The organism is Streptococcus oralis, from assembly GCF_003943825.1.
Lineage (GTDB): Bacteria > Bacillota > Bacilli > Lactobacillales > Streptococcaceae > Streptococcus > Streptococcus oralis_CD.
In genome coordinates, this window is sequence record NZ_RJNJ01000041.1 from 1 (window position 1) to 919 (window position 919).

Sequence of the window (919 nt, forward strand, 5' to 3'; positions counted from 1 at the left end):
AAATAGTGCGATTTCTTCTTTGAATCGGGCAGTTTTACGAGGGTCAATATCTGGGATATAGGGGCTTTCTAAAGCCTTGCTGAGGATACTTTTCTCTTTTGCAGGGTTTTCTTGCTTGTGCTCCTCTTCCTCCTTCCCTTCTCCCTCTTCCTCGGTTTGGGCTTCTTCTATCGTTTCGGGAGTTTCCTCCTCATGCCTTTCCGACTCTTTAGGTGAGATAGGAGTTTCTTGGCTTACTTGTGGTTCAGTCTCCACAGTTTCCGAAGTCTCTGGTTGGTCGTGCTGGATTTCCGATTTCGTCTGAGCTGATTTCTTCTCAAGATCGGCGCTTTCAAACCATTCTTGTGTCATGGTGGAACCTCCTTTTTTATGGTCGTTTTCTATCTTTAGACTAGCAGATGAAAGCGTTTTTGTCAATGATTTCTAGGTGGAGCAGAGTACTCTTCTTCCTTGGGGAGGTAGATATCCTGATTGGCTTTTATAATGAGCATATCCTTAACATCTGCTTTGTCTGTCTTGTAGGGGTTGGCAAGTTCATTCTCTTTTTGTCTAGGGTGTTCTCTTTGTGCATTACGATAAATACCGCCATGCTGAGAAGAAATGTCTAGATTGATACGATCGAATTCTGCCTTAGAAAGAAAGAGTCTTAAGTCGTTATGAGAGTCTAGCTCAACCTTACCACGGACCTTGATATTTTCAGCATAGATGTGTTCCTCTTCGGTCTTGACCTGGCTATCTGTCAATTCGGTATCAAAGATATTGATAATACGAGGTGTCGTTAGTGTACTGTTTTTGATAGAGCTTTCTGTTATCCTTAAAAGATAGCCTTTTGTTTTAATTGTCGCATTTTCAAGGTTGGCTTGCCGGATAGTGGTCTGTCCACGATTGGCTGAGACGGTGATAGCTTGCAGCTTTCTTC

The 919-nt window shown here is 42.8% G+C and carries 1 protein-coding gene and 1 pseudogene; both read right to left on the reverse strand.

Going from position 1 to position 919, the window contains the following annotated elements; all coding sequences use genetic code 11:
* Positions 1–351 (reverse strand): annotated as a pseudogene (locus tag D8863_RS10425) (DUF6574 domain-containing protein); the annotation flags it as partial.
* Between the two features lie 62 nt (positions 352–413).
* Positions 414–919 (reverse strand): DUF4097 family beta strand repeat-containing protein (locus D8863_RS10430; protein WP_142999486.1); only part of this gene is annotated, 506 nt, incomplete at its 5' end.